Annotated in this window: 19 protein-coding genes, 5 tRNA genes and 2 rRNA genes; 22 read left to right on the forward strand and 4 right to left on the reverse strand. The window is 36.2% G+C overall.

Annotation, left to right across the window (positions count from 1 at the left end; genetic code table 11):
• The 16 genes from EK386_RS08075 to EK386_RS08150 form a co-directional block, all read left to right on the forward strand.
• Window positions 1-87, forward strand: a 23S ribosomal RNA gene (locus tag EK386_RS08075); the annotation flags it as partial.
• Between the two features lie 61 nt (window positions 88-148).
• Window positions 149-264, forward strand: a 5S ribosomal RNA gene (gene rrf, locus EK386_RS08080).
• 218 nt (window positions 265-482) lie between these two features.
• Window positions 483-557, forward strand: a tRNA-Asn gene (locus EK386_RS08085).
• An 85-nt stretch (window positions 558-642) separates the two neighbouring features.
• Window positions 643-717: transfer RNA gene (locus EK386_RS08090), tRNA-Glu, on the forward strand.
• A gap of 37 nt (window positions 718-754) precedes the next feature.
• A tRNA-Val gene (locus EK386_RS08095) sits at window positions 755-830 on the forward strand.
• Between the two features lie 13 nt (window positions 831-843).
• Window positions 844-927, forward strand: a tRNA-Tyr gene (locus tag EK386_RS08100).
• Window positions 928-936: 9 nt separating this feature from the next.
• Window positions 937-1,011: transfer RNA gene (locus EK386_RS08105), tRNA-Gln, on the forward strand.
• Between the two features lie 467 nt (window positions 1,012-1,478).
• On the forward strand, window positions 1,479-2,384 hold the full coding sequence (gene rocF / locus EK386_RS08110; protein ID WP_126658662.1) for an arginase: 906 nt from the start codon (window positions 1,479-1,481) through the stop codon (window positions 2,382-2,384).
• A 154-nt stretch (window positions 2,385-2,538) separates the two neighbouring features.
• The gene (gene sigW, locus EK386_RS08115) at window positions 2,539-3,102 is read left to right on the forward strand and encodes an RNA polymerase sigma factor SigW (RefSeq protein ID WP_126658663.1); all 564 of its coding nucleotides are present in this window, start codon (window positions 2,539-2,541) and stop codon (window positions 3,100-3,102) included.
• Window positions 3,103-3,114: 12 nt separating this feature from the next.
• Window positions 3,115-3,723 carry an anti-sigma factor family protein gene (locus tag EK386_RS08120; protein ID WP_126658664.1) on the forward strand — a complete coding sequence of 203 codons (609 nt, stop codon included), beginning with the start codon at window positions 3,115-3,117 and terminating at the stop codon, window positions 3,721-3,723.
• Window positions 3,724-3,989: 266 nt separating this feature from the next.
• A complete protein-coding gene (cdaA, locus tag EK386_RS08125) occupies window positions 3,990-4,826 on the forward strand; it encodes a diadenylate cyclase CdaA (RefSeq protein WP_126658665.1) in 837 nt (278 codons plus the stop codon).
• Window positions 4,819-5,859 (forward strand): CdaR family protein, encoded by a 1,041-nt coding sequence (locus EK386_RS08130; RefSeq protein ID WP_126658666.1) that lies wholly within the window; start codon window positions 4,819-4,821, stop codon window positions 5,857-5,859. Before cdaA ends, EK386_RS08130 begins: the two co-directional genes overlap by 8 nt.
• A gap of 94 nt (window positions 5,860-5,953) precedes the next feature.
• A complete protein-coding gene (gene glmM, locus EK386_RS08135; protein WP_126658667.1) occupies window positions 5,954-7,306 on the forward strand; it encodes a phosphoglucosamine mutase in 1,353 nt (450 codons plus the stop codon).
• A gap of 106 nt (window positions 7,307-7,412) precedes the next feature.
• The gene (locus tag EK386_RS08140) at window positions 7,413-7,937 is read left to right on the forward strand and encodes a type 1 glutamine amidotransferase domain-containing protein (RefSeq protein ID WP_126658668.1); all 525 of its coding nucleotides are present in this window, start codon (window positions 7,413-7,415) and stop codon (window positions 7,935-7,937) included.
• A 504-nt stretch (window positions 7,938-8,441) separates the two neighbouring features.
• Entirely contained in the window at window positions 8,442-10,244 is a 1,803-nt protein-coding gene (glmS, locus tag EK386_RS08145) for a glutamine--fructose-6-phosphate transaminase (isomerizing) (protein WP_126658669.1), read from the forward strand.
• 155 nt (window positions 10,245-10,399) lie between these two features.
• Window positions 10,400-11,143, forward strand: a complete 744-nt coding sequence (locus tag EK386_RS08150; RefSeq protein WP_126658670.1) for an amidohydrolase family protein — start codon at window positions 10,400-10,402, stop codon at window positions 11,141-11,143.
• Between the two features lie 245 nt (window positions 11,144-11,388).
• Here EK386_RS08150 and EK386_RS08155 read toward each other — a convergent pair whose 3' ends face one another.
• Entirely contained in the window at window positions 11,389-11,694 is a 306-nt protein-coding gene (locus EK386_RS08155; protein ID WP_126658671.1) for a hypothetical protein, read from the reverse strand.
• A gap of 282 nt (window positions 11,695-11,976) precedes the next feature.
• On the opposite strand from EK386_RS08155, the gene EK386_RS08160 reads away from it, so the two are divergent.
• Together EK386_RS08160 and EK386_RS08165 are read left to right on the forward strand one after the other, a co-directional pair.
• Window positions 11,977-12,612: a nitroreductase family protein gene (locus EK386_RS08160; protein ID WP_126658672.1), complete on the forward strand. Its 636-nt coding sequence runs from the start codon at window positions 11,977-11,979 to the stop codon at window positions 12,610-12,612.
• Between the two features lie 369 nt (window positions 12,613-12,981).
• Complete coding sequence (locus EK386_RS08165; protein ID WP_126658673.1) at window positions 12,982-13,365, forward strand: YkvA family protein; 384 nt, start codon at window positions 12,982-12,984, stop codon at window positions 13,363-13,365.
• A 194-nt stretch (window positions 13,366-13,559) separates the two neighbouring features.
• Here EK386_RS08165 and EK386_RS08170 read toward each other — a convergent pair whose 3' ends face one another.
• Window positions 13,560-14,237: an ABC transporter ATP-binding protein gene (locus EK386_RS08170; protein ID WP_126658674.1), complete on the reverse strand. Its 678-nt coding sequence runs from the start codon at window positions 14,235-14,237 to the stop codon at window positions 13,560-13,562.
• On the reverse strand, window positions 14,238-15,359 hold the full coding sequence (locus EK386_RS08175; RefSeq protein ID WP_126658675.1) for an ABC transporter permease: 1,122 nt from the start codon (window positions 15,357-15,359) through the stop codon (window positions 14,238-14,240).
• 383 nt (window positions 15,360-15,742) lie between these two features.
• Here EK386_RS08175 and EK386_RS08180 point away from each other — a divergent pair, with 383 nt between their 5' ends.
• Window positions 15,743-16,411, forward strand: coding sequence for a response regulator (locus tag EK386_RS08180; RefSeq protein ID WP_126658676.1), 669 nt, complete (start codon window positions 15,743-15,745; stop codon window positions 16,409-16,411).
• Window positions 16,408-17,784: a sensor histidine kinase gene (locus tag EK386_RS08185; protein ID WP_126658677.1), complete on the forward strand. Its 1,377-nt coding sequence runs from the start codon at window positions 16,408-16,410 to the stop codon at window positions 17,782-17,784. The genes EK386_RS08180 and EK386_RS08185 overlap by 4 nt, the downstream gene beginning before the upstream one ends.
• A 184-nt stretch (window positions 17,785-17,968) precedes the next feature.
• On the opposite strand, the gene EK386_RS08190 is transcribed toward EK386_RS08185, so the two are convergent.
• Window positions 17,969-19,342: an aminotransferase-like domain-containing protein gene (locus EK386_RS08190; RefSeq protein ID WP_126658678.1), complete on the reverse strand. Its 1,374-nt coding sequence runs from the start codon at window positions 19,340-19,342 to the stop codon at window positions 17,969-17,971.
• Between the two features lie 136 nt (window positions 19,343-19,478).
• On the opposite strand from EK386_RS08190, the gene EK386_RS08195 reads away from it, so the two are divergent.
• Together EK386_RS08195 and EK386_RS08200 are read left to right on the forward strand one after the other, a co-directional pair.
• Window positions 19,479-20,351 carry a DMT family transporter gene (locus EK386_RS08195; RefSeq protein WP_126658679.1) on the forward strand — a complete coding sequence of 291 codons (873 nt, stop codon included), beginning with the start codon at window positions 19,479-19,481 and terminating at the stop codon, window positions 20,349-20,351.
• Between the two features lie 138 nt (window positions 20,352-20,489).
• Window positions 20,490-21,050 carry a DUF4256 domain-containing protein gene (locus tag EK386_RS08200; RefSeq protein WP_126658680.1) on the forward strand — a complete coding sequence of 187 codons (561 nt, stop codon included), beginning with the start codon at window positions 20,490-20,492 and terminating at the stop codon, window positions 21,048-21,050.
• Window positions 21,051-21,132: the final 82 nt, after the last annotated feature.

A 21,132-nucleotide genomic window follows, 5' to 3' on the forward strand; every position in this document is an offset into this window, starting at 1 on the left:
TCAAAGACGATGAGGTAGATAGGTTCGAGGTGGAAGTGTGGTGACACATGGAGCTGACGAATACTAATCGATCGAGGACTTAACCAAATCTTGAAATGCAATCAATGTCTTTATCCAGTTTTGAGAGAACGAACTCTCAATTAAATAGTCTAGTGATGATGGCAAAGAGGTCACACCCGTTCCCATACCGAACACGGAAGTTAAGCTCTTTAGCGCCGATGGTAGTTGGGGGCTTCCCCCTGTGAGAGTAGGACGTTGCTAGGCTCAAAAAGTCGTTGCTGATTAAGTCAGTAGTGGCTTTTTTATTACGTTTTTTTGCTTACAAAAATTTCTTTCTTCTTATCCATTGTGATGTTTTGCAATAGACTATGATGAAACGAAACATAGTAATGGATAAAAAATATATAAAAATACTTGCAATAATTCTGAATATAGCTATAATAATAAATGTACTTAATTGAATATTAAGTTAATAATAACGTTCCGAAGTAGCTCAGTGGTAGAGCAACCGGCTGTTAACCGGTTGGTCGTAGGTTCGAGTCCTACCTTCGGAGCCATTTTTTTTGGAAAAATGACCTAAATAGTTGCATTTTCTAAACGATGTTGCTATAATAATTCTTGTCGGTTTAATACATATAAATAGGCCCGTTGGTCAAGTGGTTAAGACACCGCCCTTTCACGGCGGTAACACGAGTTCGAATCTCGTACGGGTCACCAATTTTATACAACAATAAATAACACCAGCTTAAAATATGGAGGATTAGCTCAGCTGGGAGAGCACCTGCCTTACAAGCAGGGGGTCGGCGGTTCGAGCCCGTCATCCTCCACCATAAGTGTTATTCCGGAGGGGTAGCGAAGTGGCTAAACGCGGCGGACTGTAAATCCGCTCCTTTGGGTTCGGCGGTTCGAATCCGTCCCCCTCCACCATTTTCCTATTGGGGTATAGCCAAGCGGTAAGGCAACGGATTTTGATTCCGTCATGCCCAGGTTCGAATCCTGGTACCCCAGCCATTTTACTAAAATATACATATTATAATTCCAATCCTTTACTCTGGTGAGTAGGGGATTTTTTATTGAGAAATTCCTGAAACTTGCCAAGGGAGTATAGCTCCTCGAGGTGGATTACAGCATGTATCTTCTCAATGCAAAGTACACCATGCTAGTATTTGTGTGATTTTATTAATATCAATATCTAATGTGTTTTCATTCAAGTAAAAGTCTACATACCATTAAGAACAGACTAATTCACTGATTTGATTTACACACTGTAAATAGATTTATTTCTCAAGTAAATATTAAATCTCAATTACCACATAGTCATTAATAAGTAACATGAACCTCAGTTATTGCCTGCAACGAAAGATACTTTCTTCCCTTATAAATAACCTAAAAGAAGTGAATAAATATTCATAGTAGTGTTTTGTTGAGTAAAACACTTTTTCTTATATAGAATAGTATTACTACAAGGAGGAATTTTCATGAAAAATAGTAAAATTTCAATCATCGGAGTACCATCAGATTACGGGCAACATCGTCGAGGTGTGGATATGGGGCCAAGTGCTATTCGCTATGCAGGTGTTGTAGAACGTTTAGAGGAATTAGGATATGAAATATTGGATGAAGGAGATATTCTTCTAAAACGAGATAAGGTGAATAAACATGAAGATACACAACTGAAAAATTTTAAAGAAGTAATTGAAGTTAGTACACAACTTTCTGATAAAGTTCAAGAGGTCATGACAAAAGGAAGGTTCCCTCTAGTTTTAGGTGGGGACCATAGTATTGCGATTGGGACACTTGCAGGTTTGGGAACGAAATATAAAAACTTAGGTGTTATTTGGTACGATGCCCATGCGGACATGAATACACCTGAAACATCCCCTTCAGGCAATATACACGGAATGCCTTTAGCCATCAGTTTTGGGATAGGGGATGACCGATTAGTAAATATCAGCGGATATGGTCCAAAAATTAAGCCTGAAAATATCATTATTATTGGTGCTCGTTCAGTCGATCCTGGAGAACGTGAATTAATTAAAAAACATGGTATAAAGGTATATTCTATGCATGAAATTGATCGAATGGGCATGACAAAGGTAATTGAGGAAACGATTGAACATTTAAAGAAACAAAATGTTGATGGAGTCCACTTGTCATTAGACTTAGATGGTATCGATCCTATCTATACACCGGGTGTAGGAACACCTGTACCAGGAGGTATTACGTATCGGGAAAGTCATTTAGCGATGGAAATGCTAGAAGAAGCGGGCTTTATTACGTCTGCTGAGTTTGTCGAGGTGAATCCAATATTGGATGAGCGTAATAAAACCGCCGATGTAGCAGTGGCCTTGATGGGTTCGTTGTTTGGTGAAAAGTTAGTGTAATATAGTGTTTTAGGCTTATTATTGTATTGGATATAAATACTAATTTAGACTTTTTTAGTAAATATAAAAATTTGCTATAATATTTAAATTAGATGAAACTTTTTATAAGTCATTACGTAAATAAATAGTAAGCTGAGTAGGAGAGGGAACACAAATGGATGCGTTAGTGAACAAGAGAATAAAGCAAGTGCTAAAAGGTGATCAAAACGCATTTTCTGATGTTGTCAGCCTCTACCAGCATAAGCTTTACCAAATATGTTATCGTATGCTAGGAAACAAACAAGAAGCGGAAGATATTTCGCAGGAGGCATTTGTTCGGGCATACATAAATTTACATTCATTCGATCAAAAAAGGAAATTTTCAACTTGGCTTTATCGAATTGCCACAAATCTGTGTATTGATAGAATTAGAAAAAAGAAACCTGATTTTTACCTTGATGCAGAAGTTGCTGGAACAGAAGGACTTGATATGTATTCGCATATTGCTGCGACAGACCAATTACCAGATGAAGCCGTAGAACAAATGGAACTTCAAGATCGAATACAATATGAAATAAGCAGATTGCCAGATAAATATCGTTCGGTTATTGTATTAAAGTATATGGAAGAATTATCACTTCAAGAAATAAGTGAAATACTGGATATGCCTTTAGGGACCGTTAAAACGAGAATTCATCGAGGTCGTGAAGCTCTAAGAAAGCAATTAAACAATCTGTAGGAGGGGTTAGGCATGAGTACGTGTCCACAATTCATAGTTGACTATATGCACGAATACTTAGATGGCGATATTAGTCGTGACCATGAACAACAACTCAAGAAACATTTGCAAATGTGCCCTGACTGCAGGGAACATATGCACCAGTTAAGTGACACGATTGCTTTTGTAAAGAGTGCAGCGCAGATTACAGCACCTCCACATTTTGAGGAACAAGTAATGAAGCGTCTGCCAAAAGCGAAGAATAGGGTAGGCGTACAAAAATGGTTTAGAAGGCATCCAATCTTAGCAGCGGTAGCGGTATTTTGCCTCTTTATGAGCGCTACGATGCTAAGCAGTTATCAAAATGATGAGTTTTCGGTAACAAAACAACCAAACCTAGTTGTGGATGGTCAAACAGTAATTGTACCAGCTGGAGAAGTTGTAAAAGGTGACATCGTTGTGAAAAATGGTGATCTTGTGGTCGAAGGTGAAGTGGACGGGAATATCACAGTCATCAATGGACAATACATGGCATCTACGGCAGTTGTAACGGGTCAAATAGAAGAAATTGACGAAATGTTCGAGTGGTTATGGTATGAAATGAAAGATATGACTAACGATTTCATGGCACTATTTAAATAAAGAAAGTGAATTTTGAAAAATGAATATGTAGTAAAAATAGTTTTTCAAAAGTCTACTCGATTGAGTGGACTTTTTTCTTGAAAAGGTCTACTTTATACGAAGTGTGGTATACTGTTTTTAACATAAGATGGAATGATTTCTTGCACGATTGGTGTTAATCCTTTTGCTAAATAAACAAACGATACAGGAAAGTCTAATTTTACGTAATAACACCAACGAATAAATGATATAAATGAAATAAGCAAGGAAAAAGTGGGGGATGCCACATGCAAATAATTGAACAGTTTACAGACTTTACACCTGTAAATGTTGTATTTAGTTTTTTGGACGTACTCCTTGTATGGTACGTAATCTATAAATTATTAACCCTCATTAAAGGAACGAAAGCCGTTCAGTTATTGAAAGGGCTATTTGTTATTATTTTTGCTAGATTTGCTACAGTAGTCTTTGGTCTAGATACATTAGGTTGGTTGTTACAAGAAGTAATTGACTGGGGTTTCCTAGCAATCATTATTATCTTTACGCCAGAAATTCGTAGAGCTCTCGAACAACTTGGGAGAGGGAAAATATTTCAACGTTCTACAAGTCAATTAGAAGATGAGCAAACGCGTTTAATAGAGGCCATGAAAAAGGCTGTCAGTTATATGGCAAAGCGTCGCATTGGAGCATTAATCTCTATTGAAAAAGAAACGGGTCTAAATGAGTATATTGAAACCGGCATAAAAATGAATGCCGAAATTACAAACGAATTATTAATTAATATTTTTATCCCAAACACCCCTCTACATGATGGGGCCGTCATTATTCAAAAGGATAAAATTTCAGCAGCAGCTTGCTATCTACCTCTTTCAGAGAGTAGTTTTATATCCAAAGAATTGGGGACACGCCACCGTGCCGCAGTAGGGTTAAGTGAAGTAACAGATGCGATTACTATAGTGGTATCAGAAGAAACAGGAGCCGTTAGCTTAACGAAAAATGGTAACTTGTATCGGAATTTGACAATCGAAGAATTCGAATCGCAACTTCGTAAAATGTGGTACGGGCCAGAACAAGATTCAGAATTAGCCTCTAAGTGGACTTGGAGGGGGAAAAAGAATGGATAAATTATTTGATAGTCATTGGGTATTAAGAATTACGGCTTTAATCTTAGCAATACTATTGTTTATATACGTAAAGGCGCAGATGGATGATGGAAAAAATACAGGGCCGAATGTAGAAATGGATATTATCACAGCAGTACCACTTGAAGCCTATTATGATACTGAAAATCTAATTGTTACGGGATTGCCAAAAACGGTTGATGTAACCCTTGAAGGCCCGGTACAACTTGTATTACAAGCGAAGTTGAAAAGAGATTTTAAAGTATTTGTTGACTTAAGCGAATTGTTAATTGGTAAACATACAGTAACCATTCAAACTGAAAATTTTTCAGAAAAGCTTGAAGTATCTATTGATCCTAAAATTGTTGACATCGTAATTGAAGAAAAAGTAACAGAAGAAGTTCGTATAGAACCCGAAATGAACAACCGTTTAATCGCGGAAGGTTTTATCATATCCAATATGAGTGCAGATCCAGGCACTGTATTTGTAACAGGGGCAAAAAGTGTTATTGAAGATATAAGCTATGTAAAAGCAACCGTTTCAGCTGAAGGAGGTCTAAAGTCATCCTTTGAACAAGAGGCGGCTGTGAAAGTTTTAGATAGTAACTTAAATAAGCTCGATGTAACGATTGATCGAGAAACGGTGAAAGTTAAAGTCGATATTAAAGAATATAGTCGAAAAGTACCATTGTTGATACGTCAAAAAGGAACACCTATTGAAGGGGTTAGAGTGAATAATTTGACATCTAATACAGAAACAATTGAAGTTTTCGGTCCAAAATCAATTATTGACTCTTTAACGGAACTAGTCGTAGAATTTGACATATCAGAAATACAACAGTCGGGTAGTTATGATGTGCAACTAAATGTACCGAATGGGGCAACTAGACTCTCTACCGAAAAGGTAAAAGTAAATGCCAATATTACGAAAACTACGGTTAATACAGAAGAGGAGCCACCTGTAGAGGATAACACGGAAGAAACCAATACAGATGAAACAAATCCCGAAGATGAAACAACGCAAAATGGAGAGTAAACGTTGAACAAATATTCGCTTTTAAACTGATAATATATTTGTTGTCAATGACGAATCAACGAATGTCTAGCATTGATTGAAGGAGAGAATAGTAATGGGAAAATATTTCGGAACGGATGGCGTCCGTGGTGTCGCAAATTCAGAATTGACACCAGAGTTTGCCTTTAAACTCGGGCGTATTGGGGGATATGTGCTGACTAAACATACTAAAGAACGCCCAAAAGTGATTGTTGGACGAGATACACGCATTTCTGGGCATATGTTAGAGGGCGCTTTAGTTGCTGGATTGTTATCAATTGGAATTGAAGTAATGCGACTTGGCGTAATCAGCACACCTGGAGTTGCTTATTTAACGCGTGTAATGAATGCAGATGCAGGTGTTATGATTTCAGCTTCTCACAATCCAGTAGCAGATAACGGAATTAAATTTTTTGGACCAGACGGATTTAAATTAACAGATGCTCAAGAAGCTGAAATTGAGAAACTAATCGACGTTGAAGAGGATACATTACCTCGACCAATTGGAGCAGATTTAGGATCTGTTAGTGATTATTTCGAAGGTGGTCAAAAATATATATCCTACTTAAAACAAACAGTTGATGAGGATTTCTTAGGAATTCATGTAGCTCTTGATTGTGCGCATGGTGCCACTTCACAATTAGCAACACATTTATTTGCAGATTTAGAAGCAGACATTTCCTCAATGGGTTCATCACCAGACGGTTTAAATATCAATGAAGGTGTTGGCTCGACACATCCTGACAAACTTGCAGCGTTTGTTCTCGAACGAGATGCAGATGTAGGACTAGCCTTTGATGGCGATGGCGACCGATTAATCGCAGTAGACGAAAAAGGTCAAATTGTAGATGGCGACCAAATTATGTTCATTATTGGGAAATATTTAAACAGTAAAGGACGTTTAAAGAAAAATACAATTGTGTCAACTGTTATGAGTAACCTGGGCTTCTATAAAGCACTAGAGGAAAGTCAAATGACAAGTGTAAAAACGGCAGTAGGTGACCGTTATGTAGTTGAAGAAATGCGTGCTAATGACTATAACCTAGGTGGCGAACAATCAGGTCATATCGTTTTCCTAGATTTTAATACAACAGGCGATGGTTTATTAACAGGTATTCAATTAGTCAACATTATGAAAGCAACAGGTAAACGATTATCTGAGCTTGCTGCAGAAATGACGATCTTCCCTCAAAAACTAGTGAATATCCGTGTGACAGATAAAAATGCAGTCACACAGAATGAAAAGGTTGCAAACGCCATTGCAGAAGTGGAAGCAGCAATGGCTGGGAACGGTCGTGTGTTAGTTCGTCCTTCTGGAACAGAACCGCTTGTACGTGTAATGGTAGAAGCTGCAACAGCAGAAGAGTGCGAAAGTTATGTCAACCGTATTGCTCAAGTCGTACGTGAAGAATTAGGCTTAGCAGAGTAAAATAAAAATCCAGCAACGAACTTTAATGTTGCTGGATTTTTTTCGTTTAGTTGCCTATAAAAATGGACATAGTAATGTTGACGAAATGCATGAAGGAGTGTTAGAAATGGCAAAAGTAGCAACATTAATTACGGATTTGTTTGAAGATATTGAGTATGTGAGCCCCAAAGAAGCGTTAGAAGAAGCAGGACATACTGTTGTAACTATTGATAAAGAGGGCAATAAGGCAGTTAGAGGGAAACAAGGGGAAGCACGTGTTGATATTGATTATGGCATTGCCGATGTAAATCCAGATGATTTTGATGCATTATTTATTCCAGGTGGTTTTTCACCAGATTTATTGCGTGATGATGACCGAGTAGTTGCTTTTGCAAAAAAATTTATGAGTGACATGAAGCCGGTATTTGCGATTTGCCACGGTCCTCAATTGTTAATTACAGCAAGATCCTTAGAAGGCCGCGATATTACAGGTTACAAGTCCATCCAAGTAGATCTAGAAAATGCGGGGGCAAACTTCCATGATGAAGAAGTGTTTGTCTGTCAAAAGCAGCTCGTTTCCAGTCGAACACCTAAAGATTTACCAGCCTTTAACCGAGAAATCGTCAATTTGCTAAAGGAAAGAGAACTTTAAGTAGGTAAATAAGATTTATCCTAATACCAATCCACTAGGGCTATTCTAGTGGATTATTTTTGTTATATGGACGAATCGAGTGAATGATTGACGAGACAGAGCATATTCTGTATGATGAAGGTGCTTGAAAAATCAAAGGCAAGTATCTTCAAGCGAGCGCGAGAAAAGGAGGAGACATTTGCGCTATACAAGAAACAAGGAAAACAATTACAGCGCCTGAGCTAAGGAAATCGAACGTACAAAAATCCTTAGTTGACGAGGTGGAGGATTATCGATCTTTTCGGCGGATACCTCCCGATCGCATGCCCGATTGTAACTTTCGTTTTTAAAACAAAAAAGTGATTTTTTGGCCAACAAAACGAAAAGGCAAATATAAAAATAAAGCAATGTCATTCAGCAATGCTTAGTTGTGAGTGAATTAGACAGAATTCCGACTCCAATTTTTAAGCGGTTGTTTTTATATTGTTTAAATTGATGTTGCTTTTACAAGGAGATATTTAGAATATGTGTGGAATCGTTGGTTATAACGGTGCATTAGATGCAAAAGAAATTTTATTAAAAGGTTTAGAGAAATTAGAATACCGCGGTTATGATTCAGCTGGGATTGCTGTTCGTAACGAAGAAGGAATTACAGTATTTAAAGAAAAAGGCCGCATTGCAGATTTACGCGCTTCGGTAAACTTGAACGTAAATGCGGACATTGGAATTGGTCACACACGCTGGGCGACTCATGGCGTACCAAATAAACTAAATGCACACCCTCATCAAAGTGCTTCTGGTCGCTATACTTTAGTGCATAATGGAGTAATTGAAAACTATCATTTACTACAAAAAGCGTATTTAAAAGGCATTCAAATGCAATCTGATACAGATACAGAAGTGATTGTACAATTAATTGATTTATTTGCGAATGAAGGATTATCAACAGTTGAAGCCTTCCGTAAAACATTATCTTTATTACATGGATCGTATGCCCTTGCATTACTAGACCAAGAAGATGCAGATACGATTTATGTAGCAAAAAATAAGTCACCTTTATTAGTCGGTGTCGGGGAAAGCTTTAACGTGGTTGCTTCTGATGCAATGGCGATGCTACAAGTAACAGACCAATTTATTGAACTGCGTGACAAAGAAGTCGTGTTGGTTCATAAAGACAGAGTAGAAATTTCAACACTAGAAGGTCGCGCGGTTGATCGCAAACCATTTACTGCTGAACTAGATGCAAGTGATATTGAAAAAGGCACATACCCTCACTACATGTTAAAAGAAATGGATGAGCAACCAGGTGTTGTGCGTAAAATCATTCAAGAATATAGTGATGCAAATGGTGAGTTGGCAATTGATGCGTCCATTTTAAAAGCAATCAAAGCGGCAGATCGTTTATATATTATTGCAGCAGGAACAAGTTATCATGCTGGATTAGTGGGAAAACAATATTTTGAAAAGCTTGCTGGCATCCCAGTAGAAGTGCATATTTCAAGTGAATTCGGCTACAATATGCCACTATTATCTGAAAAGCCATTATTCATTTTCATCACGCAATCTGGTGAAACAGCAGATAGTCGCCAAGTGCTTGTGAAAGTAAAAGAACTAAACTATCCAACGTTAACAGTTACAAACGTACCAGGTTCAACGCTTTCTCGTGAAGCAGACTACACGTTGTTATTACATGCTGGTCCTGAAATTGCAGTAGCGTCAACGAAAGCCTATGTAGCACAAGTAGCTGTATTAGCAATTGCTGCATATGTTGCTGGACAATCAAATGGAAAAGAAGTAAACGTCGACTTAAAACAAGAGTTAGCGATTGTAGCAAACGGCATTCAAACAATTGTTGACTCAAAAGAAGAGCTAGAGCAAATTGCAGAAGACTATTTGAAAATTGCACGTAATGCCTTCTTTATTGGACGTAACCTAGACTTCTGTGTAAGTGTAGAAGGTGCATTAAAGCTAAAAGAAATCTCTTATATCCAAGCAGAAGGATTTGCTGGTGGAGAATTAAAACACGGTACTATTGCCTTAATTGAAAATGGTACACCTGTATTTGCCCTTGCAACACAAGAGCAAGTTGCTTTAAACATTCGCGGGAACGTGAAAGAAGTCGTAGCGCGCGGAGCCAATGCATGTATCATTTCAATGGAAGGCTTAAACGAAGAAGGCGATCGTCTCGTCATTCCAAAAGTACATCCATTATTAACGCCACTAGTATCCGTAATACCTTTACAACTAATCAGCTATTACGCTGCACTACATCGCCGTTGTGACGTAGATAAACCACGTAACCTAGCGAAGAGTGTGACGGTGGAGTAATCAAGTTACTCATTAAAAATGAACCGAAATTCCTTATATCTAAAAGGGATTTCGGTTTTATTGTGGATTAAGAAAACTACTACCCCGTATTAAGAACCCCTAGTTTTCTTTACGCACTGCATTTGCTATGTTAGAGAAAAGAAAGGGGAGTTTTAATGAGAATTTTTGATGCACATTTTCATATTATTGATTTTGATTTTTCCATTATCGAAAACCAAGGATATTTACCCCCTAGTTATGTAGTAGAAGATTATCAAAGAGAGACTGCTGATTTAAATGTTTTAGGTGGAGCGATTGTATCTGGGTCATTCCAAGGATTTGACCAAGCGTATTTAGTAAAAGCATTGAAACAAATGGGCCCAACCTTTTGTGGTGTCACACAATTACCTTTTACGGTAACGGATGAAGAAATCCTACATTTAAATAAAAACGGGGTAAAAGCATTACGTTTCAATATTAAAAGAGGTGGCTCAGAAGATTTATCAAAGCTCGATTACTTTGCAAGAAGAGTTTATGATTTAGTTGGATGGCATAGTGAACTTTATATCGATGCAAAAGAGTTACCTGAAATTACATCAACGATTGAAAAATTACCAGCCATATCAATTGATCATTTAGGGTTATCGGAAGAAGGACTGCCACATTTATTAAAGCTAGTGGATAAAGGGGTACATGTAAAAGCTACGGGATTTGGTCGTGTAGAGTTGGACGTTAAAGATGCCCTAAAATCGATTTATGAAACGAATCCAGATGCGCTTATGTTTGGAACAGATTTACCATCTACAAGAGCAAAACGACCTTTTGAATACGGAGATATTGAATTAATTCAACAGCTATTTGACGAACAAGCAATTGGTAAAATCCTGTATACGAATGCTTTCAAATGGTATTTCAAGTAGTTGAGCTTTGATGGGAAATTGTACATGCTTGGAGTCATTTCGATTATTAAAAAAGAGTGTAAAGAAATAGAAATCTTTACACTCTAAAATCATTCTTAATTTTGTTTAAAGTATTCTAAAAAAGCACTAGAAATTTCAATGCCTTGATATGCTAAAAGTGTGATAGAAGTCATAGAGAACATTCCAATCATAATAAGGCGAATCCACATCATTTTTTATTTCCTCCTTTGAAATAAATTAATTATCTATTTCAAAGAGTGGATTAAGTAATTCGACTGATAAAAAATGGTCGTAAGTAACATAAGTCTTCTAGTAAATGTTGCAAACAGACTAAGGGTATTAGTAACACTTAAAATAATCATGACAAAAATTGCTTGTGGGATAAAGGCAAGATCCTTAAATTTCCCATTGTCATCAATTGGATAGTCTGAATTTTGGTCATCAACTAAATGGATCTGTTGCTCATCAATAGCTTGTGGATGGTCATAAATAATATGACTACAAAAGCTATACAGTAAAACCAAAACAATGAGGGTCAAGTATCTATTCAAAACTGCATGCCCCCTTAATAGCGTTCTTAAAAATAGTTATAACACAATTAATGAAATTAGTATATGTAAATATTAATAGTAATTAAGGATACATAATGGAAAAATGGCTAATATTAAGATTCATAGAAATGTCGAGATAAGTTAGCTGTATATGTGTACTAAGGTTGGTACAATTTTCATGAAGCATTTGAACTATTGGAAGAATAGCAATGTTTAAAGGCCTTTTTCTATAGTTTATAAAAACAAAAAACATTTAATTCCATGGAGAAGAGGAATAGAAACATGAGTTTTGTAGATTTAGTGACTTCACGTCATTCAGCAGTTAATTTTATTAAAGAAGAAAAAATGACAGAAGAGGATTTTAAACAAATATTTGAATTAACCAGGTTAACACCAAGTGCATATAACTTACAATTTACAAGTTACTTGGTAATAACAGACGAAGAGAAAAAGGAACGAGTAAAAGAGTTAAGCTATAACCAATATAAAATTCATACAGCAAGTGCTGTGATTATTGTAATGGGCAATAAAAACAGTATTGAGCTTTCAGAAGCAGAGAAAATCTACGGTCCAATGAAAATGCTAAAAATGATAGATGAACTAGATTATGAAATGACAATGGAGGCAATTAAAACTTATAGTGAGGGCTTAAAAGGAGATTTAAATAATTTAGAATTAGAATTAGCTCGAAACACTGGCCTTCATGCAATGTTATTTATGCTAAGTGCAAAGCATTTTGGATTTGATACTTGTCCAATGCATGTTCACAATGTAGAGGAATTAAGAAATGAGTTTAATATCCCTAATCATCTTGTACCCGTGATGATGATTACAATTGGAAAAAGCGTGGATAAAGAGCGTCCACGTGGTTATCGTAAACCTGTTGGGGAGTTTGTTAATTTTAACGGATATAAATAATGATTTTATCCCGCATTAACGGGCAGTAAAGACTCCCACCTCAAGACTTAAGTAGAACAAAAAGGATAGGTGGGAGATCAACTGCCCGTAAAAGCCCGATTGGTTCAACTAACAATCCGTGGGGGATGAAGAAAACCCCCACGGATTGAAGTTTCACTTTATATTGCTTTGAATCTACAAAGAGTTTTTATAAAAAGTATAATCACGATCTTGCTATACCATAATAAGGCCCAATTCTTGTAAAGGAATTGGGTCTTATTTAGCTAAATGGGTAAATTGCAAACAGTTTCAGAGTAGCAGTAGTTTAATTTTATAAACAAACTCTTTGTTATAATGAAAACAAAATCTTAGTTGTTATTAGGAGATAAAATGTTTAAGAAAATTAAGGCTTGGGCGAAAAATTTAAAACGGCAAATATTTGTGCTTTACTTGGCTTACAAAGATAAAAGAGTACCTTTGTTCGCTAAAGTTTTTACTGCTTGTGTTGTAGCATACGCGTTTAGTCCAATTGATTTAATACCGGATTTTATACCGATATTTGGCTATTTAGATGATCTAATTCTTGTTCCATTAGGCGTTTTGATTGCATTAAAAATGATACCAAAAGATGTGATATCTGATTGTGAGATTAAGGCAGAAGCAATGATGAAAAATGGTAAGCCGAAGAATTGGGTAGTCGCCTTAATAATAGTATTGATTTGGAGTGTAATTGCTTTATGGGCTGTTATGAAAATGTATCAGCTTTTCAACTAATGGAGGTTTTACTTTAATCATACGATCTGTATAAAGTCTCCCATCCGAAACTTCAATTTTATCTTTATACGCTAGCTTTTATGTCCTATGAGGTTGTGAAGCAAAGCAAACGTATTAAACGAAAATTGGTCACTTGAGGTCAGTATAATACCGAACTCAGGTAACCAATTAGATGCTTATTTAAACGCTCATGTCTAACTTTCTAACGTTAACATACCGTCTGCCATGCGGTACACTTTATCACAAAACTCCAACATACGCTCATCATGGGTTACCATAACAGCGGCTTTGTTACGGTCTTTTACTTCCTTTTTAATTTGTTTCACCACTTCAAATGCGCGATTTGAGTCTAAGCTTGCAGTTGGTTCATCGGCTAAGATGATATTAGAATTATTGACAAATGCGCGTGCAATGGCGACACGTTGGCGTTCACCACCTGATAATTCATTCGGAAACTTCGTTAATTTTCCGCCTAAACCTAAATTATTTAATAACGTTTTTGCCAAATCGATTTCTTTAGAAGTTACTTTGCCTTTCATTTTGCAAACGAGTAAAAGTTGATCTAATACATTTAAATATGGAATTAGATTGGACGTTTGTAATATAAAGCCAATGTCAGTTAAACGAAATGATGAAAGCTCTTTTTCCTTCATCTTCCCAATGTCTGTCCCATTCACTAATACTTCACCTTTTGATGGTTGCAGTAGGGCACCAGCGATGGATAATAAAGTACTTTTCCCTGACCCAGAAGGACCGATAATGGCGATAAAATCACCTGGCTCCACAGTGAGTGAGACATTTTTTAATGCGTCAACCATTGTGTCGCCTTCTTTAAATGATTTTGTAACATTTTTTAATACTAAACCTGTCATTTATTCCACTCTCCCAATCGCCGTTAATGGATCTATTTTCGTTACTTGTCTCGCTGAAATAACAGAACCTACAACAGATACAATTAATAAGATAACTCCATATAGAAGTACGATCTTAAAGTCTAAGTTAAAGGGCATAGCTTCTGGTAGGGCTAGAGCAGTCAAATAAGTCAATGCAATACCAGCGATAATACTCACTAATGATAAGACGAATACTTGAGAGATGATTGAATTTTTAATAAAGCGGTCAGAAGCACCAATCGCTTTCATAACACCAAATTGCTGTGTTTTTTGTAAAATGAATACGTAGAAGAATACCGCAATAATAACTGCTGAGATGACGAACAAGAATGCAAGCATCATATAAATTGTGGCACTTTCTTCTTTATAACCAGGCATACCCATAACGGCTTCTGATTTAGAGAAGGTTTCAATTAAATCATAGTTATCTTGAATTTTTTCTATTTCAATATTTTCACCTTGTAATGCAATCATTGATACCGGGCTTTCTAAACCATTGTCCGAACCAGGTGCTGCAAATGCATACGATTGCCAAGTTTCAATATGACCAAAAATTGTAGGTAAATGGTTAAATGTTTCTCCTTTTGTAAAGCCAATTACTTTTAGTTTTAGGTTTGAACTTGTTACAACAATTGTGTCGCCAATTTCATAACCTTTTTTATGTAATGATTCGTCTATTAAAACTCCGAATTTCTCATTTGGATTTAGTTGCTGTCCCTCAACAGCTGTTGGTTCGATAAATTTATCTGGTTCAATCCCGATAAAGGCAACGTCATTTTTTTCGTTTGCATCCGTTATGTTTTCATTATGAACAATAATTGTTGATTGTCCAAATTTTGCCGCTTCATCAACACTATATTTCCCTTCGATGTCGTCCGCAATTGAACCAGACACTTTTGTTTTCATCATAGATGCCTCAGAGCCTTTTTCATAAATAAAAACATCTCCATCGATATTTTTCATCGTTGCAGCCGCTAATGATGATAATCCATTACCTAGACCTGATAAAATAAAAACAAGCCATGCAATTAGCATAATAATTGCCCCGATCATTACAAAGCGTGTTTTTGAATGTTTCATTTCTTTCATTGCTAAAAACATTTTCATTTCCTCCTATTTCTAAAAATACCGATAGCTGATTTTTTGGGTTCTTAATTCATCGAAAAATCGATCCTCCTTTTTTATAAAGCATGTATGTTAAATACAATGTTTATGGAAATCGTATAAAAACTATTTTTGCATCTAATCGAAGTATAGAGGGTGAATATGAACTTTATATAAACTATTCATATTTTTATGATGGTTGACAGCTGCAATGTAGCCGATTAGAGTGTAATTTTGAATAAGATACCTAGTTTGGATGTTTGTTATTTAAATAGTTAGAAAATATGGATTGTACAAAAAGCTAATCTTACCTCCTTCATAATAACTGAAGTTTTGATGCTATTCGACGCATCTTATTTAAGAGAAAGGTTGTGACTCTAATGCGCATATTAGTCGTGGACGATGATCCGTATATCCAGAAATTAATTGGAATTCATCTGAAAAAAGATGGATTCAACACAGTATTTGCAAGTGATGGTCTTGAAGCGATGAACTTGTTAAATGAAGGGGATTTGGACTTGGCAATTGTCGATGTTATGCTGCCCAATATGGATGGTATTTCATTAACGAAGCAATTAGCAACGCGAGAAATTCCAGTGTTGATGCTTACCGCAAAAACGACGCTTGAAGATAAAGAAAAAGGCTTTTTAGCTGGGGCTGATGATTATATGGTAAAACCATTTGAGCCTAAAGAATTACTGTTTCGCGTACGTGCTATTTTACGACGGTTTCAAAAACTTGAACGAAGCCAAACAATGCTTGGTAATATGTTAATTAACCGACTCACTTTTGAGATTAAGGTTGGTGAACAAGTACTACTTTTACCACTAAAGGAATTTGAATTGTTAAGTATTTTGTGTAGCAGACCAGATATTGTATTTACGCGTGACCAACTAATGGAACATGTATGGGGGTATGATTATGAGGGTGATGATTTCACACTAACGACTCATATAAAGCGCCTCCGCTCACGTTTAGAGGAAGTCCATGCCCAAGTAAAAATTCAAACAGTACGAGGAATTGGCTATAAAATTGAGGAAATCAAATGAAAACATTATACAAACAATATATTGTTGTGACTTTAGTAGTCATCTTTGCAAGTCTTACCCTATCTATATTTTTGCTTGGTCAAATTTACAACAATCAAATTCGTGTAGATACAGATGAAAAAAACTTAGAAATAGCCCTTGAAGTTACTGAGATTGTAGAAACAATGCCAGCTGAACGAATGGATGAATATTTTCAGTCTGTCGCTAAGTTAGGTTATCAGATCGTTATAGTTGATGGAAACAAAGAAATTACAAACTATGGTAATGAATTCGCGAAAACGAAATTGAATAATGAGATGCTAGCCCTCGTCGGCTCAAATGCTATTTATCACGGAATTCGAAATTATAAGCAAAAATTCTCGATTATGAACCACTATGCTAATGATATACAAAATACTGTTGGTGTTCCATTTAGAATTGACAATAAAAATTACGCAATGTTTATTCGCATGGATAATGCCTCCTCGTTTACAGAAATGCATTATTTAATTGTCGGATTTTTATTAATTAGTGCAATCATTATTTTCGTTGCGATGATTTTATTAGCGCGCCAACTTGTGCAACCGTTAAAGCAATTACAGCGTGCAACAGAACAAATTGCACAGGAAAACTATGACATTGATTTAAAAATTAAACGGAATGATGAACTGGGTCAGCTTGCACTACACTTTCAAAAAATGGCACAACGTTTAGCGGAAAATGATCAATTAAAAAAGGATTTTATCAATAATGTGTCACATGATTTCCAGTCACCACTTCTTAATATTCAAGGTTATGCGAATGTCTTAAAAGATGCAGATAATACAGAAGAAGAACGTGTCCAATATTTAGGGATAATAGAGTCAGAAACGAAACGATTGTCAGCACTGACGAAGCAGTTATTGTTACTAAGTTCACTAGATCAAAAGAATTTACCGATTAAGAAGCAAACATTTTCACTGGATCAGCAGCTGAAGGAGCTTTTATTTGCAAAGCGTTGGAAGCTAGACGATAAGCAGATTGAACTTATGTATGAGCTAGAGCCGATTGAAATTTATGCAGACCAGCATTTACTCGAGCAAGTTTGGGATAATTTATTGTCTAATGCTATTAGTTATAGTGAGGTAAAGGGAAAGATTGTAGTGACTTGTTCACGCGAAGAGCATACAGTTGTTGTGTCGATACGTGATTACGGAATTGGAATACCTAAGGATGCGCTAGAAAGAGTAAAAGAACGTTTTTACCGAGTTGACACATCCCGTTCTAGTCAAGGGAGTGGCTTAGGGCTTGCGATTGTGACAGAGATCGTCGGACGCCATGATGGGGAACTGGTCATTGAAAGTGAGCTAGGTAAAGGTACGAATGTGACTGTGAGGTTGTTGGCTCGAAATTGAACCTATGATTGGTAGGGACAAGCAAGCACTACTAGCGTAATAATTTATCGCAATTAAGGCAGTCCTACCTTAATTGCGATATGGCTTTATAAGCTGGAAATGTATACTACTAACTAAATAGATATGGATCCAATAATGAAGGATGTAATAGTTATTTTATAATCTCTAACAGGCTTTCTAATTTTTAATGATACGATTTAAACGAGAGTGGATTATATTTCTTTTTTTCACATAGATCAATTATCGTTTCTGCTAATTGTTGAATACCAAAGTTTATCTTATTTTCATTTACTTGTGAAATGCTTAGTCGAATGGCTTTCTGTTTGTTTTCGGCTAAGTACATTCTTGAAGCATTATCAACATATATATGCTTTTCATGTAATAGGTAAATCAGTTTATCGACATCTATTTGGGAAGGTAAAAAAATAGTGAGGTAAAAACCGTTTTTAGGCTTTGTAAATTGCACATAGTTTGGTAAATACAATGAACAAGCTTCTAACAATGTATTCATTTTTTTAATGTATAGCGTTTTTACGGTTTCTAAATGATATTGAAACATGCCATTTCTTAAATAGATTTCTAAAGCTCCTTGTGACAATGGTGATGTATTGAAATCAGTGCTGAATTTATAATGAATAAAAGAGGGAATCATTTTTTCAGGGAGTACAACCGTAGCAACACGTAACCCTGGTAAAAATACTTTCGAAAAACTCTTAACATAAATGACTCTTCCGTTAGGCTCGTATGCAAACAAAGGATCTGCCTTTGAATCCTTATCTAATTCTGCTAAGTAATCATCCTCAACAATGTACACATCGTATTTTTCTGCAAGAGCAACGATTTTTTTCTTTTCTTCATTTGTATAATGATGTCCTAATGGGTTATGGCATCTTGGAATGAGGTAAAAGAATTTAATATCATTCGTTCGAAATAAGTTCTCAAGTCTTTCAAAATCAATCCCCGCCATTGTTAATTCAATTCCGAACGTGGTAATCTGATTTAATTGTAAAGAATCTACCATGCCAAAGTAAGTAGGTTGCTCAATCACTACATTTTTCTTCCCATTTGGAAATGGCATGAGAGATAAAATATGAAGTGCTTGCTGTGAGCCAGAAGTAATGACAAGTCGCTCCGGTTTCGTGAATACTTGTAACTGTTGTAAATACTTTGCAAGCTCCTTCCGTAGAGAAAGAAGCCCCTGTTGCTCACTATAGGTAAATAATTGTTCTTTATAATGGTCAATTGCCTGATTCATGCAATGCTGAAAATCTTCATAAGGCATAATCCGTTTATCTGGACCTGCTGATAAAAAATCTATCTCATTTTCATGTGTGCTTGGTGTTTGATAATAATCAACAACGTAATAGCCACTTTTTGGTTTTGCATAGACGATATGTTGTTTTTCCAATTCAAGTAAGGCCTTTACAACCGTATTTTTACTACATTGAAATTGTTCTGCGAGCTCCCGAATCGAAGGTAATTTATCTCCTGTTTTTAATTTTTTATCCTCAATTTGTTGTTTCACCCATTCTAAAATCCCTCTATATTTTGTAGACATCTATACTCTCCTTTGTATCTGTCCTATGACAGATATGGAATTCTTAAGTTTAAAAAAAAGAAGGCATTAAATACAATGAAGTTAACTTATTCCTAATTATGGAATACATTAATCTGCTTGTGAAGGGGGGATTTGAATGGAAAACAATATAAAAAGAGGTATGCTACTTGGATTATTGGGCATTGTTTGTTTTAGTCTTACATTGCCCGCTACAAGTATCGCTGTCCCTTATTTTGGTGCGACAATTGTTGGGTTAGGTAGGACAGTGATTGCAGCGATCATTGTAAGTATCATTTTTATCATAAAAAAAGAATCATTACCGAATAAAAACCAAGTGAAAAGCTTAATAATTGTCGCTGTTGGTGCTGTACTTGTCTTCCCGTTATTAACAACATTTGCGATGAAATCACTTCCTGTATCCCATGGTGCTATTGAGCTTGCTTTACTTCCACTTGCAACAGCAGGTTTTGCAATGTGGCGTGGAGGTGAGCGACCCTCCAAACGATATTGGATTGCAAGTGTTATGGGTGCAGTAATCGTATTTATTTACGCAGTATATTTAGGTTTAGGTCAATTGCAAAAAGGCGATATTGCCCTAATTGCAGCTGTCTTAGTCCTGGGGTTAAGTTATGCAGAAGGTGGAAAACTGTCAAAAGAGCTTGGAAGTTGGCAAGTCATTGCTTGGGCCATATTAATTGGAGCGCCATTTTTTATTCTTCCTGTTGGTTTAAGTATTTCCATTGATATTTTACAAGCACCTATAGAAGCTTGGGTAAGTTTATTTTATCTAGCTGTTGTGAGTCAGTTTTTAGCGTATGTTGCTTGGTACGGTGGGATGTCTCTGGGAGGGATTGCAAGAGTAGGACAGATCCAATATCTACAACCCTTTTTAATGATTGGGTTTTCTGTATTATTCTTAGGAGAATCGATTACATGGCTAACGATTATTTTAGCGATTATTGTTGTGATATGTGTAGTAATTGGAAAAAATACACCCGTAACAAAGTAAGTGTCAATCTAGATAATTCCATGCTGTTGATTAAATTCCTCCAATAAATAAATGTTAATAAAGCAATAACCATGTATGATTATTTAAAAGGAAACTTTCCCAAAATAATCTAAAGAAAGCAATGAGGGGGCAACGAATATGACTACTAAGAGCTTGTCAGTAGAACAACAAGAAGAACTATTAAATGTATTAAAGGAACGATTTGAGAAAAACATGCACCGTCATGAAAATGTTAGATGGGTCAAAGTTCAAGAAAAACTAGAAGAAAACCCTAAAAAACTATGGTCGCTCTATGAAATGGAACGAACAGAAGGCGAACCGGATGTCATTCTGTATGATGAGGATAATGAGGAATACATTTTTTGCGACTGTTCCAAGGAAAGTCCTAAAGGGCGCAGAAGTGTTTGTTACGACCGGGAAGCGTTGGATGCACGGAAGAAAAATAAACCAGAAACGAGCGCTATGGATATGGCTACTGAAATGGGTATTGAACTGTTAACAGAGGAAGAATATCGCGAGTTGCAGAAACTAGAACATTTCGATCTAAAAACGTCTAGTTGGGTAAAAACACCTGCTGATATTCGAGAACTCGGTGGTGCCATTTTTTGCGATTACCGCTATGGTCGCGTCTTCATGTATCACAATGGAGCGGATTCCTACTATGCTGCTAGAGGATTTCGTGGTTCACTTAGAGTTTAATAATATGTTAATGGAGCAAGGGGTTTAAGGTCCCTTGTTTTTTTGCGGAAAATTGTTAAGTTAAGAACAGCACTAAATTAAA

This window comes from Lysinibacillus antri (assembly GCF_003977595.1).
GTDB classification, from domain to species: Bacteria; Bacillota; Bacilli; order Bacillales_A; family Planococcaceae; genus Ureibacillus; species Ureibacillus antri.

Coding starts and splice junctions, on each gene's coding strand:
- cdaA (WP_126658665.1), top strand. CDS start 3,990: ATGCAAATAATTGAACAGTTTACAGACTTTACACCTGTAAATGTTGTA.
- EK386_RS08140 (WP_126658668.1), top strand. CDS start 7,413: ATGGCAAAAGTAGCAACATTAATTACGGATTTGTTTGAAGATATTGAG.
- sigW (WP_126658663.1), top strand. CDS start 2,539: ATGGATGCGTTAGTGAACAAGAGAATAAAGCAAGTGCTAAAAGGTGAT.
- EK386_RS08190 (WP_126658678.1), bottom strand. CDS start 19,342: ATGTCTACAAAATATAGAGGGATTTTAGAATGGGTGAAACAACAAATT.
- EK386_RS08130 (WP_126658666.1), top strand. CDS start 4,819: ATGGATAAATTATTTGATAGTCATTGGGTATTAAGAATTACGGCTTTA.
- EK386_RS08165 (WP_126658673.1), top strand. CDS start 12,982: ATGTTTAAGAAAATTAAGGCTTGGGCGAAAAATTTAAAACGGCAAATA.
- EK386_RS08180 (WP_126658676.1), top strand. CDS start 15,743: ATGCGCATATTAGTCGTGGACGATGATCCGTATATCCAGAAATTAATT.
- EK386_RS08160 (WP_126658672.1), top strand. CDS start 11,977: ATGAGTTTTGTAGATTTAGTGACTTCACGTCATTCAGCAGTTAATTTT.
- EK386_RS08175 (WP_126658675.1), bottom strand. CDS start 15,359: ATGTTTTTAGCAATGAAAGAAATGAAACATTCAAAAACACGCTTTGTA.
- glmM (WP_126658667.1), top strand. CDS start 5,954: ATGGGAAAATATTTCGGAACGGATGGCGTCCGTGGTGTCGCAAATTCA.
- EK386_RS08195 (WP_126658679.1), top strand. CDS start 19,479: ATGGAAAACAATATAAAAAGAGGTATGCTACTTGGATTATTGGGCATT.
- EK386_RS08185 (WP_126658677.1), top strand. CDS start 16,408: ATGAAAACATTATACAAACAATATATTGTTGTGACTTTAGTAGTCATC.
- glmS (WP_126658669.1), top strand. CDS start 8,442: ATGTGTGGAATCGTTGGTTATAACGGTGCATTAGATGCAAAAGAAATT.
- EK386_RS08150 (WP_126658670.1), top strand. CDS start 10,400: ATGAGAATTTTTGATGCACATTTTCATATTATTGATTTTGATTTTTCC.
- EK386_RS08120 (WP_126658664.1), top strand. CDS start 3,115: ATGAGTACGTGTCCACAATTCATAGTTGACTATATGCACGAATACTTA.
- EK386_RS08200 (WP_126658680.1), top strand. CDS start 20,490: ATGACTACTAAGAGCTTGTCAGTAGAACAACAAGAAGAACTATTAAAT.
- rocF (WP_126658662.1), top strand. CDS start 1,479: ATGAAAAATAGTAAAATTTCAATCATCGGAGTACCATCAGATTACGGG.
- EK386_RS08170 (WP_126658674.1), bottom strand. CDS start 14,237: ATGACAGGTTTAGTATTAAAAAATGTTACAAAATCATTTAAAGAAGGC.